Raw genomic sequence first — 17,307 nt, 5'->3', positions numbered from 1 at the left:
ATTATGCAAATTCTATAAAATATTAGTATTTTTGCAAGACGCCCTATAAAATATATAGGGCTAAAATCTAGAGCAATTGACTAGGTATTTTTGATGTAGAACTTGGCTCTTTCATAACACTCTTTGGTTTTAATATGTGTTGCTTTACCAAATCAATACACTGCCTTATAACGTCAACAATTCCCTTATTGGGGTTTTTTACTAATAACCCATCAAGTATATTTTGAACTTCTTCTCTTATAGGATCATCTTTTTTCCTCCCACAATGCTCCAAAATCTCATCCACCTGAAGCTCTTTTGCTAATAAACAATCGTCTTTTTCTTGTATCCTTCTTGCAACCAAATGATCGTTTTGTTCTTGTATTTGCTCTTTTTGTAGCTGTTCTATTAAATCTCTATTTTTATCAAGTAGTGGTTCAAAATGACTCATACCATCATTTATTATATGTATGGTATTTTGATCATTATAGTCTAGGTTATCTAGCGATAAGCTACCTGAAAAGCTAATAAGATTATGGATTGTGGTTTCTCCAAAATCTTCCATTCTGTTTAATAATTCAGATGCTTCTTGTGATATTTCAGGATCATATCCTTGAGAAATAATTTCGTTTAATCTTTCAACAAGTTCTTCTTTAGAATCAGATTGGTTTCCAGTATAGGAGTGGTTTATTGCTGACAGAACCACCTCACTCAAGTTATTTGTACCACTCGGCAATTCTCCATTTATTTCTTTTTGTGCTTCTACAAGCAAATGCATATAGCAGGATTGCTCCTCAATGAGATGCAATTTTACTTTATATTTTTGGCAAAGTACTCTACCTTCAACTTCAGGATCACCCCATTCATTATTATTCAGAATAGATGCTATATAAGAATCCACATCGTGACACAGAGGTTGACCATGCTGATTGGGCTTATTGAAAATAGCTGGTGCAAACCATTTTGGCGGATTCATTTGTGCAAATTCTTGGCAATCTTTCCGCAACTGCTCTACAGTCACTTTTATTCCCTTCTGCTTCTCTAGACCTTGCCCAAATGAATCAAAAAAACAACTTCCATCGCCAGGTGAAGTGCCCTTATAAAAATAATTAGGATAAGTATTATTGTTCTCAGTCATAAATTTTGCCTCACAATATAAAGTTACATACTATTGTTGCAATAAACATATTTAGAAATAGTTAATAAGTTAAATATAGTATATGCAACTAAACATAGCAAAAACTTTTAAATTATGTAATAGTTGTAGCTTTACATAGCAAATATGAGTTTTAACTGTGGTATAGTTGGGTTGCCAAATATCGGAAAATCAACTTTATTTAACGCGCTTACAGAGTCAAGTGCTGCTGAAGCTGCAAACTACCCTTTCTGCACAATAGAGCCAAATGTGGGTAAAGTGGCAATAAAAGACTCACGCTTAAAGCAGATTGCGGCAATTGCTGGATCAGAGAAGTCAATCTACAATCAACTAGAAATTGTTGATATTGCAGGTCTTGTGAAAGGTGCAAGTAAAGGAGAAGGCCTTGGTAATAAATTTTTGAGCCACATTAGAGAAGTTGACGCTATTGTTCACTTGCTTCGGTGTTTTGTTGATGATGATATCACTCATGTGCACAATCAAATAAATCCAATCTCAGATGCTGAAGTGGTTGAAATGGAGTTAATTATAGCTGATATTGATAGCATAGAAAAAAGGCTTCCTCAGATGGAAAAAAAAGCAAAGCAAGGCGATAAAGAGCTAAAGAAGCAGCTTGATTTGATGCAAGAGGTGCTGACTGTGCTAAAATCTGGTAAACCTGCAAGAAGCTTAAAAAACGTGGACACAGAAGAAATGAAATTGCTTCAACTGCTAACAACAAAGCCTGTGATGTACGTCTGCAATGTTGATGATACGAATGTTATAACTGGCAATGAGCTATCTAAAAAAGTAAAAAAAATGGCAGAGGAAAATCAAAGCAAATTTTATTGTATTTCAGCAAAGCTCGAGGAGGATATTGCAAATCTCGAGAATGAAGAGGAAAAACAGAGTTTTTTATCAGAATTTGGCTTGCAAGAGTCAGGACTTGAGGGAGTAGCGCGTATTATGTATGAAGTGCTAAACATGATAACTTTTTTTACTGTAGGTCCAAAAGAAGCGCGCGCATGGCCAGTGAAAATAGGATCAACAGCTGACAAAGCAGCAGGTGTTATTCACACTGACTTTGAAAAAGGCTTTATAAAAGCAGAAACTATCGGTTTTGCAGACTATATAAAATATGGAAGTGAAGCAGCTTGCAAGGATGCAGGCAAAATGAGATTTGAAGGCAGAGAATACGTCGTTAAGGATGGAGACATAATGCACTTTAGGTTTAATGTGTAGCTAATATTTTAAGATAAGCTTGATTTTTTCACTAAAATATGTAATAATTATACTATATATTTTAAATAGGAGAAAAATATATGAATGAAAACAAGCTAAAACAAATATTAAAAAAATTAGATAAACTTTCAAATTTAAGTGGTTCCAATGTAATTGATAATCTAAAACAGATATTACAAAAAGAAGATCCTAAAACATATGCTATATGGGAAGAAGCGAAGTTTGATAAAAACTTCAATTTTCCTAAAGATTTTGGCTTCTTAGAAGGCTCTAGGAAGGAAGAATTTTTCAGCCTCTTACAGGTAGCTGCTTCTAGTGGCTATACTAATACCATGAAAGCTTTAATAGACGCAGGAGCAGACATTGTAAAGGTAGGAGCAAGTCTAGAAAATTTACGAGCGTTTGCAGCAAATACCTTATTCAGAAATCAGCATAAAGAATACTACACTCAGCAAATGAGTAAGAACGTAATCAAAAGACAGAATTTGTCTGGTGATACTCTTTTACACTTTGCTGCTCAAAGTGGTAATACAGAAACAGTAGAATTTCTACTAAAAGAAGTGGCAGAAGTTGATGTAAAAAATGGTATAGGAGATACACCTTTAATTATTGCTATTGAAAATGGTCATAGAAATATAGTGCAACTTCTACGAAGAAATCAAGCAGATATTCATATACAAAATGATGATGGTCAGAGCCTATTACATTTGGCTGCCAAAGGGAATAATATTGTTGCAGCACAAATTCTACTAGAAGAAGGGTTAGATTCTTATGCACAAGATAACAGTGGTGCAACGCCTTTAGATTTAGCTAAAAAACGTGCTCAAAATAGTTGGTTGGATGGTATGACGGTGTGTTTAGAAACTTATATACCAAATAAGTTATTCTGGGCTGTTTTAACAAGAAATTCCAAAACTGCTAATAAAATTTTAAATGACTGTAAAGAGAATGGAAATACTGCTAAAATTCTTGGCAATTTAGTACTTAGACCAACAGAAGCAGCCAAAAAAGAAAATAAAGATATAATTAAGAGTATTCAGCAAGCTCAAGCATTCGGATTTGGCTTTGCTACCATTATGGTGACATTATTTCTCATTGCTGTGACAGCAGCAGTAGTATTTACTTCTCCAGCTTGTACTGTTACAGGAATAGTTACTGCTGGAGTTATAGGTGGTTTAGGATTAATTGGTTTTGGTCTTGCAGTCTATCATGGATGTAAGGAAATTCCTTCTGAGCTTAGTGAACCTATATCTACAGAAGCAAAACCAGCATTAGTGGAAGTATAATATATAGCAAGTAGCCTAATTTTTGGGCTACTTATTTTCATGTAGGAGATGGATATATGCCATATAACCGAGAAGAAACAAAAAAACTATTTGATAGCATTGATAGTGCTAGCGAAAACTCAAAACAAGCCTTAGAAGATTTTAAACAAGCCTTGCAATTCGCAGATGTTAATGAGTTTGACATGGATGGTAATACACCTTTGATCTGTGTTGTTAATGCAATTGGTTATGTGCGTGCTAGCAATGAATATAATATTAGCACTGGCAATACTTTCGATGATAAGCCATTATCATCGTTAAAAGAAATGCTTACACTACTCACGCAACATAAAGATATTGATATAAATACCCAAAACAAAGAACAGTTTTGCATAAGACAGCCAAAAATTGGTGGAAAGGGAGGTTCTATATTTTTACATAATGGTAAAGAAATAATAGCAGAATATAAAACTCTTAAAAATCATGGTAAACTTGAGTGGCATTACACATATTTTGATTATAATAGCGGAGAAGAGGTGATTTTTGAGGACGAACTTCCAAAAAATAAATTACGCTTTTCACCTTTCTATGATGGAGTGTATGAAGAAGAAAGAATTTTTGATTCAGAAGGTAATCCCGTATATATAGGCAACACAGCCTTACACATTGCTTTCATGTTAGGCGATGAAGATGCGATATCAATTTTATATACAAAGCCAGATATAAAAGACGACATAAAAAACCTTGAAGAAGCTACACCTAAAAACATCATTCCAAATAAAATAAAAAAGTTAAAGGACAAAATCCAAAGAAATCTTCAACGCATGGATAAAAGTGAAAAATCTGACCTAGAAAAAACAATTAAAGATTTAGAGGAAAAAAAATTGCGAATAGAATCACAGATAACATCGATAAGAGCAGATAGAAAATCAAGTAGTGATGCAACTGTTAATGATGAAGAACAAAACCAAAATCATAAACTAAGCACAGGTTCTAGTAGTCAAGAAACTCAAGCGGAAAATAAGCATGGATATTTGATTAAAACTGGCAATAAGATTAAAAATTCAAGCCAAACAAAAAATAACACAATTAATCCAAAATATACAGCTATTGGGATGGGTATTGTTAGTATGTCATTTCTAGCAGTTGGTATTTCTACTGGAGCATTAGTAAATCCTTGGTTTCTTATAATTGCTGGAATTGGAGCACTTGTAGGTGGGTTTGCAGTCTATCATGGACTTAAGGAAATTCCTTCTGAGCTTAGTGAACCTACATCTGCAGAAGCAAAACCAGCATTAGTGAAAGTATAATATATACAAGTAACCTAATTTTAGGCTACTTATTTTCATGCGCGCTACTTAAATGGTAGATTTCAAAATAAGGCAATTTATAAAAAATATAAAGAAAAAGATATCTCTTTCAACCGAAAAAAAGAAAATAAAGTAATTCAGTTGTATCATATAATTATGTTATTTTTAATATTTATATGTGTATATATGCATATAAATATTTAGAGGGTAAAATAATGAAAAAATTACTTGCTTTAGCTGTATTATCTACTGTTTCTTTTGCAGCACCATGTTTTGGAGTTGATTTTATTAGAGACAAAATCTACACTTCCTCATTATATAGCGCTGGCAATGTTAGTTATGCTATAGGTTATCACTACACAGACAGCATAAAGATTTCAGTTGAGCCTATGCTTTCAGCTGAAGATTTAATTGAACAAAAACTGCAAGGAGGAATTTTAGTAAATTTACATTATCGTTATGAGTTTACAAACACAGATATCACTCCATATATTAGTGCTGGTATAGGTTCTAATATAGGTCGAAATGCTAGTGGTGGTCTAGAATATGGTTTCTCATATAAAATAAGTTCTGGTATTAACCTTCCACTCTCTTCAAGAACAAATGTTTTTGCTGGCTACAGTCTGTTGAAAGAATTAAGAGAACATGACCATGGGCTAGAGTTTGGGATAAGTTTTAATTTGTAAGGCCATTATATATGGGAGGAATGGCCGGTTTCGGCTCAGCAGTTTCTTTTGCATCGTTAGCTAATTTGGGATTAGCAGCGTACTTATATATAGCTGGAGGTGGATTTGGAATGCTTGCACCTGTGATTGGTAGCTTAGCGGTTGCAGGACTAGTGCTTGGAATATTTGCAGCAGTTCACTTTACCAAAGCATTAAATAAAGACAATAGAGAAGTATGCACCGAAAATCTCGTCAAAACAACTCAGTTTTATCCTGCAATTATATTATTTTTAACGTTTAATGTGTATACATGCATATATCAATATTTAGAGGGTAAAATAATGAAAAAATTACTTGCTTTAGCTATATTATCTACCTTCTCTTTGGCCAAGCCATGTCTTTGGCCAAGCCATGTTTTGGAGTTGATTTTACTGAAGATAAAATCTTCTATACGGCTACAACGTACGGCAGCAACAGCCTTGTAGGTTGCGCTTATGCTGTTGGTTATCACTATACAAACAACACTAAAATTTCAATTGGGCCTATAGTTTCATTTTCACTTTCGGATTTAGCAAAACATGGAGAAACGAAAATGGGAATTTTGGCAGGTTTAGATTACAATCATAAGATTGATGGTACGAGTATTGCTCCATATATTACTGCTAAGATTGGCGTATTATCCTAAGATTTTTCTGGTTATAATTTTGCATACCGGGCAAGTTCTGGTGCTAGGTTTCCACTTTCTTCAAAAACAAATCTTTCTGTTGGCTATTACCTAGAGAAAGGGCTATCAAAGCTTGGTTATCTTTATGGGCCGGAATTGCTAATAGATTTTGACTTTTAAAACTTCAACTGAATAGAAGCAAATTGCACTTTTTTAAAATTAAAGCTTGAATTTTTGCTAGATAATTAATAAATTATATATATAGAGTTTTTAATTATGTTGTTATGTTGACTCCAATGGCAAGCTTATGTGTTGATAGCGGCACTAATCTCATGCAATACATTGCTAAAGTGCAAAAATTTCCTATATTATCTCATGAGGAAGAAATACGATTAGCAAAAAATTGGCACCAGTATAAGGATGTTTCTTCTGCTCATAAACTAATTACTAGCCATTTGAATTTGGTGGTAAAAATTGCAATGAAGTTTAAAAATTATGGTTTGTTGCTCATGGACATGATCATGGAAGGAAATATGGGCCTGATGCATGCGGTAAAGAAGTTTAATCCTGATTTAGGATTTCGTTTTTCAACTTATGCGGTGTGGTGGATTAAGGCTTCAATAAAGGACTTTGTATTGAAATCATGGTCATTCGTAAAAATAGGCACAACACAAGCACAAAGGAGATTATTTTTTAGTTTACGTAAAATAAAAAAAAGAATTTTACAATATACAGATAGAGAAGCTTTAAGTAATGAAGAAATAAAAGCTATATCTGAAGAACTTTCTGTATCTGAAAGTGACGTTGTGCATATGAGCTACCGTTTGGCTTCTAAGGATAAGTCACTAAACGACTGTGTAAAAATAGGTGATGACTCTGGAAAAGAATTGCAGGATATGATCGCATGTAATTCAGTAAGCCAAGAAATAGTTTGCCAAGATTATGAGGAAAAGGAGCTAAAAGAAACGATTTTAAATAATGCATTGGCAAATTTGAACGATAGGGCAAGAGATATCTTTATTAGTAGATATTTGTCTGAAAATCCCCAAACTTTGGATGAGCTTAGTAAAAAATATTCTGTTTCAAGGGAAAGGATAAGACAGCTAGCTGAGCAGGCAATGGGAAAGGTGAAACAATATATACAGTCTGAAAGTTTAAAATTTGGTTTGCATGCGTAATTTTTTTCTATTTTTAATATTTTTTTCAATAAGTACTTTTGCATCTGTTGACGATGTACAGTTAAAGGAAAAATATAAAGATTGGCTTGTATATACTGCAGTGGAAGATGGGGAAAAGGTATGTTACATTGTGTCTTACCCTAAACAGAAGAGCGAGCATTATACAACAAATCGCAAACCTTATGTAATGGTTAGTTATGTTGATAAAAAAGCAGATGAGGTGAGCGTCACATCTGGTTTTCAGTATGACAAGGAGTCTGTGGACCTCAGCATTGATAAAAGGATCAAATATACATTGCCAATAATACAGGGAAATTTTGCATGGGCAGATAATGTAAAAACAGACCAAGATCTAATTTTAAAAATGAAGCAAGGGTTATCAATGGTGGTTAATGGAAAAATAAAAGCAGCAACTATTGACGATACTTATTCTCTGCTTGGTTTTCAAAAAGCATATCAAAAAATGCATGATTTGTGTCATAAAAACTAGAATAGTTTAGTTATATAAACCTTGCTGCTTATTACTGGCTCCAATACACTCAACTTTATTTTCTTTCATCTCTTTATAACTTGGCCATGTGCTATTTACCACATGTATTAAAGTACCTGCTGCTACACAAGCAGCTAAAAAGCCAAGAACTATATTACCTGGTAAAGGTATAAAAATAGTAGCAGTTGCTAATGATAATGTGAAAATAACTCCAATACAACCTATCACTAATTGAATAAAAAAATCTTTGTTATTTTCTTTATATTTAACTCCTGCATTTGGTGGAACAAATTGTTCACTAATAAAACTATCAGCTACTGGTTTTTGCGATTTCATGAATCTTTTATTTGCTTTGGTACTTACTTCTGTATGCTCTGATGGTTCTAATATTGCAGGTTTGCTATCGTTATCGCCTGGTATAGTAATTAATAAATTAGCATCTGTTTTCTTTGCTGGAGTTACTACAGATTCGACAGTAGGGTTTATTGCATCGCTCACGCCTATTGGTGTCACAGGTTTACTACCTGTGCTTCCATTGCTACTGATGGGTTCTATGCTGTTTCCTTCTACATTAGGTGCATCTTTTAATGCTGATTCAAGTAGTGTTATTACTGCTTGACGATGAGTTGCTTCTTCATGTGCAAATAAAATGGACTTAACAAGTAACAATACTTCACGCATAACCTCATTATTCACTGCCTTATTTTCTATAAATACTTTCAGAAGATCTGTATGACCTTTCAAAGAGGCATCTATAACAAGAGAAATCGGCGATTCAAAAGTTTCATCCTTTTTGCCTTTATAACAGATATTAATGTCTGCACCATTATTTAACAGTAGCTTTATAATCGTTAATACGTTTTTTTTATTGTTAGGTTCATTATTAAATTTATAAGATTTATAAATGGCAAGGTGTAAAAGGGTAAAACATTCCAAAGTTGTAGAATTGACATCAATACCATTATTCTTTAGTTCCTTACCAAACTCCTCAGCGGTTACATCAGGGTTCTGAGCTACAATCTCTTCTATTTTTTTATATGCATTGATTAAATCGCTGTAAGTTTTTGCCATATAGAATACCCAAATAGTGTTACTATCATTATTGATTATATTAACTTTTTCAAAATTAATCAAGATATATTGCAGTTTTGGATGATAAGGTATATATTGAGTTCTTTATCCATGACCCTTAAATGATAGAAGATTTAGCTTACAAATTGGTAAAAGTGACCGAATCTGCAGCGCTTGCTGCATATAAATTGGCAGGCCTTGGTGACGAAAAAAAGGCTGACCAAGTTGCAGTTGATGCAATGCGAACTATTCTAAATTCCATGGAAATAAATGGTACGATTGTTATAGGTGAAGGTGAGCGAGATTCTGCACCGATGTTATATATTGGAGAAAAGGTTGGCACTGAAAGTGGTCCTGAAATCGATATTGCTGTTGATCCACTTGAAGGTACTACGCTTTGTGCCCACTATAAGCAAGGCGCGATGTCAGTTCTTGCTGCAACAAAAAAAGGTAATTTTTTGCATGCACCTGATGTTTATATGGAAAAAATAGCAGTAGGAAAAGATCTTCCTGAAGGTGTGGTCTCACTCAAAAATAACATTGAAAAGAATTTAAATAACCTAGCTGCAGCCAAGAAGTGTAAAGTAAGTGACCTTACAGTAACGATACTAAAACGCGAAAGACACAATGAATTAATATTGAAAATCAGGGAGTTAGGAGCAAAAATTAAACTAATAGATGATGGTGATGTTGCTGCTGTGGTTTCATTAATAAATGGCACTCACGATATGTACATAGGAATAGGAGGGGCACCAGAGGGGGTGCTTGCAGCCGCGGCACTGAGTTCAATAGGCGGACAGATGGAAGGGAAATTAATATTTGACACTGATCAGTCAAAAGAAAGAGCAAAAAATTTAGGTATTGCGGATACAGAAAAAATCTACACCGTAAAGGATATGGCAAAAGGTGAATCAGTCTTTGTTGCAACTGGAGTAACAAGTGGAGAACTTGTGGATGGTGTCAAATATGATCAAAACAAACATCTTACGATTAGCTCATTAATAATATTACCCAATAAAACGGTAAAAATGCAGGTAGTTATCTGATTCATTCAAGGAACCAAAAATGGTGTCATTCCAGTGCGTGATACTGGAATCTAGTTTTCTTACTTAACAATTTCATCATATAAACCTTTCCTATCTTGGTTTTCTTGTTCAATCAAATCAATTTTCCAAATTCGCTTAACTAAATTTGATGTCATACCTACATCCATTACGCTCACTTGCAGTTATATAAACATAATAGTTTTTTATATGTAGTTAATAAATTAACTGGATTCCAGTGTCACGCACACAAGTGTACGAACGTTTGTTATGGAAAGTGAAAAAGGTAATAATCGTAGACTTTTTCTGGGTTTCCACCACAATATTCAATGACAGGTTTTAGGATTTCAAGCCTGAGTTCATTCATAAAAGCTCTCCTTGCAAACTTATAACTCTTGATTTCGCTGCGTTTTCTGTATTCTGTTAATAAAACCGAAGCAATAAGAATCATGTATAGTGTGACCAAAATTGTGTTTTTGCTATGTCCAAGAAAATGCTTCGTGTTGAGCTCCTGCTTGATAAATTTGAAGAAAACTTCTATTGACCAGCGCCTTTTGTAAAGAGCGCAGACTTCTTCAGCAGACATTTCATAAATATTAGTCAAAAATGTGAGAACTTCGCCATTCTGTCGATTTTGCGCTTTAATTAGCCTGATTTCAAACGACAAAAATCTTGAACCTTTTTGCCCCAGCCTGACTACTACATCTTCCATTAGCTCAAGCGTTCCAGTCTGCATGCCTGCAACTTTTCCGTGGATACGCACAATTTGATAACGAATATTATCGTTGCCACGTGTGATAAAATGTATGCCTTTATCTATAAACTCCTCGAAAGTTGCACGTTTTTGCAGTCCTCGATCAAATATGCAAATCGACTCTTGACCGTGATTTAAAATCATTTCCCGGAACGATGTGCTGTCAGAGGAGCCCTTGGCTTGAGTATACAAGTTCAGCAACTTTGCAAACCTGCCGTCAGTGGCAACGGTGCACTTTACCATATTCTTTGCACCACCACGCCATGGTATTGCAGATTGCAGTAATTTGCTCGATAACTGCAGGGTTGTGGAATCTATAATTAATAGCTTTTCTTGGTCTTTTTGGTTACAAAAACTTTGTAAAACGAACGAAAAAATTCTTTCGAAGTACTTAATTGGTATCGTTTTTAAGCGGCTTGCCACCGATGAATGGCGCGTATTCAGGCAAAACATCCGACGATAATTTTCCTCGATAGTCCGCAAGCTCAGCTCGTTTTTCTCCAATATGCTGTACAGCAGTAAATTAAATATATTTTCTCCCGTAAGTTTGCCCACTTTGTAATCAACGCCAACCGCTTTGCCTATTTCATCTAACACTGCTTTCGGCAATTTTGATATTATTTCTTTGTAATAAAACACACTTCACACCCTAATTTTTTTCCTATCTTATCGCTAAATTAGACGTTCGTACAGTTGTGTGTCACACACTGGAATGACACCAAAGGTTGATGCTTTTAGTTTGCTTTCTCGCTAAATTAGACGTTCGTACAGTTGTGTGTCGGAGCACAGGGATGACACCTTTGATTGAAACTTAACACGCATCCTATCGCTTTACGGGATGTTCGTACAATTGTGTGCCAGCTACTCAAGTGCAATCGAACCAAGATGCTAACACTAGCCATGATTTTAAGATGATTGTTTAGTTATCAAGTTATGCTTTAAAAGCCTCCTATAAATTCTTCCTAAAATACATATAATATCCTTAGTATATTTCTTTGTATTTCAATGCTAAAAATGAAATATTTAATGATTTTGGTTGACATTTAACGCAGTACATAATATTATTGAAATATTAATATTCTATTAAAGGTTATTGTATGACAGCACACACAGGACAAAACATTCATGTAAAAAAAATGACTAATCTAGTTGGTAAGCCAGTTGGCGAGCCAATCACTGATCCAGTTATTGCAGAGGAAACTAAAGCAATTGATAGAAAAAAGCTTGAGGAATCTATTAAACAAAACACAAAGTTATTAAAGCATACTGTTAATATACTTAATATAATACAAAAAGGCAGAAACGATAATATTAATAATCTTGCAAAAGAAATTAGAACAAAGATCCGTGAAGGAATAAATGAGGAAAAAATAAAATGTGAATCAAATGGTGTAACATTTGAGATAACAAAACAATCTAATAACGATGAATATGATATTGAATTTTTGAATACTGATAATTGTAGTGATAAAGAAGTAAAGTCACTCCAAGGACTAAAATTAACTGTACAAAAAAAAGACAAAGCATATAAATTTGGAGCAAGATTTGGAGAAGGAAAAAAAGAATTTCGCATAGGAGGGCTGAACGAAAAGCTACCACGTCCATCACAAGTAAGTGCTTTGGAATATCTCATGAGGCCTTTGGTATTGATTGCAACAGCAACGGGATCTGGAAAAACAATCACAAAGCTAATGTTTGCTCTTGCAGCAAGGTTATCTGGGATGAAGGTTGTGTCGGTTGATTCTCGTGGTGATTTGGTACCCCAAGAATATAATGATCAGCAAGGAGCGTTTTCATCTAGTAGTACTAGTCACATTTCTCGTAAGAATCAGCACGAAGATAATAAAGATCATCACATATTGAGTCTTGATAGATTCTTTGCTGCTTCAAACAAAATATTAAATCTCGATACACTTTCTGAGTTGCTAAAAAAGCATAATGCTGAAAATGAAGAGTTCAAAGTGGACCTAAAGAAAAAGAAAATAATAATCGGAAAAAATATTGAAATTTATCAAGATCATTACAAAGTTAATGGCACAGAATTTAAAGGAAGCATTTTTGATCAGCAGAATTTGCTTGTGATGTTGGATGAAGTACAAGACATGGTAAATCAAGGTCATGCATACTCTGTTGAAATTGACTTGCTTTTGCTACTTGCAAGTTGGAAAAAAATAAATTTAGTAGTAACAACAGCAACGCCTACTAAGAAGGTATTAGATTTTATTAAAGAAGAAAAGAAAAATGACAATGCATACATTGAAGCACAATCACTAAAAGAAAAAATAGCTTTAGGAATTGGTGCAACAACTCGTATTGCAGTTCGTAAAAATCTTCAACCTAAACAATCCATAGAAGATTATGTGAAATATCGCAATAGTGAAATATTAGAAAGGTTTGAAGGTGAAGATTACTATTATGATCATAACGCAGATAGTGAAGCTGATATAGGGGAACAAATAAGAAAGCACATTACGTGGAATTTACAAAGTTTGCGTAATAGGATGACGCTTGTATGCAGTGATTGCGATGAGTCCACAAAATTGCTTAAAGAGAGAATAGCAAGTCCAGAGCAGCAGATTAGAACCTTGTATAATGAAAAAAGTAATAGTTTTAATGAAAAAATTCACAACAGATGCGATTTTTACCTACCATCTAACTGTGGTAATTTGAGAGAGAGTATTAGAGACAAACTTATTGATACATTTGGAGAAGGTCAAGAAACCGCAATAAATGAAACTCTTAAGGAATTTGATCTGACGAGCGGTATAGCTGATGATCCTATACTTACTGTTACGCATGGTTTAATTAATAACTTCATATCTTGTGTAACTGGAGTGCCACTTTATCAACTGAATAAAGAAAGATTTTCAGGTCATGAAACACTTCAGGAAGATGGATCAATTAAAACTGTATCACTTTTAAGTCACTTTAAAGAGGCTTTTGCAAAGACTGGGACTGGTGGAATAGCCGAATACATTACCTCGGTACTAAAGATTGAAGATCATGACGCAGATAATAACCTTCGTAAGGGAATGGAGATAGTGGGTTGTCTTTTTGAAAAATATAAAAATGATCCAAAAAAGTTAGACATGTTAGTTGCTAATAACAACTTAAGTAGGGAAATTCATGAAATGATACCGCCTAACTTTAGTGATCTAGATGAGAATATTGTTTTTGAGATTTTTAATCAAGGTCGGGATCATCGTGTTTTTAAGTATCTAGAAAGTAATTATGGACTGAAATATTCTCAAGAAATACAGGATGAATTCACTACACTCTACACAGCATGGAAAGACGCAAATGAAATTGCGGGAAAATATAAACGTGAAAATGTCGATCCAGCGGATGCAAAATTGAAACGTGCATCAACAGCAGAGTTCAATAGCCTTTGGGATCAATTTTATTCACACAAGCAAAAGCATCAGAGGTTAGAAGATGAGGCAGATAGCAAGAAAAGAGCATTAGCTGAAAAGTTCAATGAAGTAGTAGCTGTTTTTCAGAATGATGATGAAAAATATCCATTACGCAAACTAAGACCAATATGCATTGAGCTTGCATCTGATTCTATAGAGGAATGCCTTAGTGATGAACTTTCACAAGCAAGTGTTCGTGGCGCCTTCTTCAAGGGTGAAACCTCAGGGTTTGATAACAAAAATCTATATAATGTTTTTGTTATAGAGACAACAAAAGACGATCCAAAACGTAGGCAGCAGGGTGTTGGTAGAACTGGACGTGAAAACGGGCCAATTATATCATCATCTTTCGTTAGCTCTTCTAAAATTAGCAACCCTGATAAGACGAAAGATCAGCTTGAAAATGGTAGCCCTATTGAGATGGGTGAAACAGAAAAAGGTAAAATTGATCTACAAGAATTTGCTAAGAGAATGACTGAGAAGGTGGAGGAGATTATTAGTGCACATCACAGCGAAGGAGAAAGTGAAATTGCAGATAGAGTTATTGAATTTATTTGTTCTACATACCGTGAGTTACATAAGAATGAAGAATATAAAAATGGTAAAACACACAAAGCTTTGATTCAAACTTTGCAAAACGTTACTTCCGCGCTAAAGAAAGAGTGCAAGAAGAACCACATAATAGTAGGGGATAGCGTACTAATGTTTAACATCAGAGGTATTGAGTCAAAGATAACTAATGTTCTGGACGAATTAATGATTCTCTCTGGTGAACTTGAGCCTTATGAGAAAAACAGAGATAAAATTAACGAAAAGCTTAAAATTGAGAGCAATTTTCTTAAACGCTTAGCCATAGAACTGTTTACTTTAGTGGTGCACTTGTGGAATTGGAGACTTAATCCTACAGAACAAGAAATTTCTAAAGCCTTGGAAAAAAAAGATGAACTTACTTTCATAGAGAGAGTGATTCTTAGAAAGGCAAGAACAAAAGTTGAAAAGGAAATGGCACCTTTAAAGAAAGAAGAAAACAAACTGAAGGCTGAAGAGAAAAGCTTAATTAAGAAGAAAAAAGAATTTCAAAACGAGTACAACGAAAAAAACAGATGCGTCGGAGTAGTAGAAAGAAAAAATGGAGAGCAAAAAGAAATCACTGAGAGTGAAAAGAATAGCGTCATAAAAAGGCAATTGAGTGGCATTGAAGAAGAGTTAAATGAGACAAACAGGTCTTTGAATGAATTCAATAAAAAACATGGCAAAGATTTGGGAGCATTTGAAACTCAAGATTTGAAAGGCAAAATTGGTAACCTGGGATTAATTATAAATGGACTAAAAAGTGGATTAGAAAAAGTTGTTGAGACAGAAGATAAGCTAACAGGTCTTGCTCAAATGCTACATAATGTGCAAGAAATCCTACAAGGTAATAGAGATAATATTGAGGTGGGCTCTTTAATAAATTATGATCCTGATAGTAGAAAAAAAATTGAATCCTTACAAGAAACAACAAAGAAGATAGAAGGTATTATTTCTGAACAATATAAAGATTTTTTCAACAAAGAGGATAGTAGCAGAATCAAAAGACACGTAGCTAAATTATATTCTTTATGCGAAAAGTGCATAGACTCACATAAATACAGCGAAAACGATAATATACAGAAAGAAGCAAAAGAACTTGAAGAAGCACTTGAAGAAATTACTAGGCATATAAAAATGATGCCAAAAGAGAAAGATATTCAAAAAAGTGTGAAAGAATCTCAGGAAAGTATAGAAAATTACAAAAATCAAACTCAAATTGAAGTATTGTTTAATTTGATATATAAAGGTATTGCTGATTACAATAATAGTGAAGTACAGACAACATACGCTGATGTAAAGAGACTTCTTTCACACATAAATCAATTTACAGAAGAAAAGACAAAGCTTGAAAAATTACAAGGAGAGCAAGCAAGGTTGGTAAAAAGAATAGAAGACCTAGGTAAAGAAGAGCGAGCATGGAAAGATTCTGATAGTGATAAGCAAATAGACGTATCTAAGAGGATTTCAGTATATAAAAGTATTACTAAGAATTACGACCTAAAATGCTTTATGTGGTTATTTCAGGTATTTCCAGGGTTTGTTGAGAAGGTAAAAAATCTTGAAGATTATAATAGTTACATCTCCAGTACAGAATTTCTAGAGTTATTCACTAATATAGTGGTACCGCTGATGGATAAGGAAGGGTCAGAACATCTAAGGTTAAAAATGCTATTTGATGTGATGGAACCTGGTAGTAATAATTCAGAAGAAAAAGTAAAGAGAATCACTAAATTTCATGAAAATTTAGTGAATAGAAATTTTGATGAAATAGAACCAGATGATGTTACTGAGGCTTTGGAACATATGGAAGGTATGTTCAAGTATATTATGTCAGCAAAATTTAACCATTATACTAATGGTTTAAAGAAAGATTGTGAATTAATAAAGAATATCACTTTTGGTAAACTCGATCTAGCCAAGGTTATTGGAGAGAGGTTAGGTGGTAACTCAGATAGCAATGAAGTTGATCCTGTTACACTACTTCAGCAGCTATTTGTAAAGACTTTAAATGATAAAAACATTGATATAACAGAGGCTCTGTTTGCTACTCAGGGCATTCGTACTAACGATATTGATAGCGGAACAACCGTATTTTCTTCAATTAAGTTCGCTGCAACAGCTTTCCCTTTTATATTAGGTAAGTTCGCTGGAGGAGGTGAAGGTTTTCTCGATCGAATTATCACAACGTTTACAGACACCAGTCCACAGAGGGCACAAAAAGCAATTGAACATTTTGGTGAGCCAAAAGATCAGGATCAGATGACAAAATATGTTTGTGAAATGTTAACAATATTCCTTAAAGAATTAAGAGGATGTGGTGATAAAATTACTTGGAGTGACAACCCAACAATAGAGGAAGTATATGCTCAAGTATTGCAAGAATTTGGAAAAGGAGCAAGATTAGAATCTAAAAAAGAAGATCTTCCTGCTACTGCATTTACGCATCCGAAACCAAGTCTTGTAAACAGCATAGAGATACTGGCATGTGCGGGGTAATTCTTTATCCCGCTGCTTGTTAGCGGGAT

At 34.1% G+C, this 17,307-nt stretch carries 12 protein-coding genes; 9 read left to right on the top strand and 3 right to left on the bottom strand.

The features are described from left to right. Positions 1-67: 67 nt before the first annotated feature. Positions 68-1,117 carry an OTU domain-containing protein gene (locus ASM33_RS04340; protein WP_110410218.1) on the bottom strand — a complete coding sequence of 350 codons (1,050 nt, stop codon included), beginning with the start codon at positions 1,115-1,117 and terminating at the stop codon, positions 68-70. 144 nt (positions 1,118-1,261) lie between these two features. Between ASM33_RS04340 and ychF the strand changes: the two genes are divergently transcribed. The 7 genes from ychF (at position 1,262) to ASM33_RS04305 (ending at position 7,928) form a co-directional block, all read left to right on the top strand. Then, on the top strand, positions 1,262-2,356 hold the full coding sequence (gene ychF, locus ASM33_RS04335) for a redox-regulated ATPase YchF (protein WP_110410219.1): 1,095 nt from the start codon (positions 1,262-1,264) through the stop codon (positions 2,354-2,356). 80 nt (positions 2,357-2,436) lie between these two features. After that, positions 2,437-3,642: an ankyrin repeat domain-containing protein gene (locus ASM33_RS04330; RefSeq protein ID WP_110410220.1), complete on the top strand. Its 1,206-nt coding sequence runs from the start codon at positions 2,437-2,439 to the stop codon at positions 3,640-3,642. A gap of 56 nt (positions 3,643-3,698) precedes the next feature. Then, positions 3,699-4,931, top strand: coding sequence for an ABC transporter permease (locus ASM33_RS04325; RefSeq protein WP_110410221.1), 1,233 nt, complete (start codon positions 3,699-3,701; stop codon positions 4,929-4,931). 215 nt (positions 4,932-5,146) lie between these two features. Beyond that, positions 5,147-5,617, top strand: coding sequence for a P44/Msp2 family outer membrane protein (locus ASM33_RS04320; RefSeq protein WP_110410222.1), 471 nt, complete (start codon positions 5,147-5,149; stop codon positions 5,615-5,617). Positions 5,618-5,637: 20 nt separating this feature from the next. Further along, entirely contained in the window at positions 5,638-6,081 is a 444-nt protein-coding gene (locus tag ASM33_RS04315) for a hypothetical protein (RefSeq protein ID WP_157956377.1), read from the top strand. A 463-nt stretch (positions 6,082-6,544) separates the two neighbouring features. Continuing rightward, positions 6,545-7,438: an RNA polymerase factor sigma-32 gene (locus ASM33_RS04310; RefSeq protein WP_110410224.1), complete on the top strand. Its 894-nt coding sequence runs from the start codon at positions 6,545-6,547 to the stop codon at positions 7,436-7,438. After that, a complete protein-coding gene (locus ASM33_RS04305) occupies positions 7,431-7,928 on the top strand; it encodes an invasion associated locus B family protein (RefSeq protein WP_110410225.1) in 498 nt (165 codons plus the stop codon). Before ASM33_RS04310 ends, ASM33_RS04305 begins: the two co-directional genes overlap by 8 nt. A gap of 6 nt (positions 7,929-7,934) precedes the next feature. Here the strand turns inward: ASM33_RS04305 and ASM33_RS04300 are convergent, their stop codons facing one another. After that, on the bottom strand, positions 7,935-8,999 hold the full coding sequence (locus ASM33_RS04300) for an ankyrin repeat domain-containing protein (protein WP_110410226.1): 1,065 nt from the start codon (positions 8,997-8,999) through the stop codon (positions 7,935-7,937). A gap of 122 nt (positions 9,000-9,121) precedes the next feature. Here ASM33_RS04300 and glpX point away from each other — a divergent pair, with 122 nt between their 5' ends. Beyond that, positions 9,122-10,045, top strand: coding sequence for a class II fructose-bisphosphatase (gene glpX, locus ASM33_RS04295; RefSeq protein ID WP_410543243.1), 924 nt, complete (start codon positions 9,122-9,124; stop codon positions 10,043-10,045). 265 nt (positions 10,046-10,310) lie between these two features. Here glpX and ASM33_RS04290 read toward each other — a convergent pair whose 3' ends face one another. Beyond that, positions 10,311-11,435 carry an IS4 family transposase gene (locus ASM33_RS04290; protein ID WP_110409390.1) on the bottom strand — a complete coding sequence of 375 codons (1,125 nt, stop codon included), beginning with the start codon at positions 11,433-11,435 and terminating at the stop codon, positions 10,311-10,313. A 458-nt stretch (positions 11,436-11,893) separates the two neighbouring features. Between ASM33_RS04290 and ASM33_RS04285 the strand changes: the two genes are divergently transcribed. Then, positions 11,894-17,278, top strand: a complete 5,385-nt coding sequence (locus ASM33_RS04285) for a DEAD/DEAH box helicase family protein (RefSeq protein ID WP_110410227.1) — start codon at positions 11,894-11,896, stop codon at positions 17,276-17,278. Positions 17,279-17,307 lie beyond the last annotated feature (29 nt).

The organism is Wolbachia endosymbiont of Folsomia candida, assembly GCF_001931755.2.
Classification (GTDB): domain Bacteria; phylum Pseudomonadota; class Alphaproteobacteria; order Rickettsiales; family Anaplasmataceae; genus Wolbachia.
Note: the sequence above shows the minus strand (reverse complement) of the source record. Positions and strands in the feature narration are given on the sequence as shown.